1 protein-coding gene is annotated in these 691 nt (G+C 41.4%); it reads left to right on the top strand.

Annotated elements, in window-relative coordinates:
• Positions 1 to 36: 36 nt before the first annotated feature.
• On the top strand, positions 37 to 691 hold a 655-nt coding region (purM, locus tag ACFINZ_RS10990; RefSeq protein ID WP_375701535.1), incomplete at its 3' end, for a phosphoribosylformylglycinamidine cyclo-ligase.

The raw sequence follows: 691 nt of genomic DNA, 5'->3' as shown, positions 1-691 counted from the left end.
AATATCAAAACCTGATTTCCCATAAGGAAAATTCTAATGAACAATCAAGATCTTATAAATGATAAATCTAAGAACGGTCTTACCTACGCAAAAGCCGGTGTAAACATCGATATGGGTAATGCTATGGTAGAAAAAATTAAACCCTTCATACGCGCAACAAAACGAGCAGGAACAGATGCAGAAATCGGCGGCTTTGGCGGACTCTTTGATTTAAAAGCAGCAGGATTTACCGATCCCATCCTCGTAGCGGCCAATGATGGCGTGGGGACAAAACTAAAAATTGCTATTGAAGTAGGTATTCATGATACCATTGGTATTGATCTGGTAGCCATGTGCGTCAATGATTTACTTGTACAAGGTGCTGAGCCGCTCTTTTTTCTCGATTATTTTGCAACTGGAAAACTTGACCCTGAACAAGGTGCGGCTATCGTTTCTGGTATTGCAGAAGGATGCCAGCAAGCAGGTGCAGCTCTTATTGGCGGAGAAACTGCAGAAATGCCTGATATGTATGCGAAAGGAGATTATGACTTAGCAGGTTTTGCCGTAGGAGCTGCTGAACGTAATGCATTATTACCTTCAAAAGACCTTGCAGAAGGTGATATTATTTTAGGTCTTAGCTCATCTGGAGTTCATTCCAACGGTTTCTCTCTCGTCAGACGAATCATTCAACAAAGTGATCTAAAATGGAATG

It is taken from the genome of Bartonella sp. AA81SXKL (assembly GCF_042196945.1).
Taxonomy (GTDB): domain Bacteria; phylum Pseudomonadota; class Alphaproteobacteria; order Rhizobiales; family Rhizobiaceae; genus Bartonella.
Note: the sequence above shows the minus strand (reverse complement) of the source record. Positions and strands in the feature narration are given on the sequence as shown.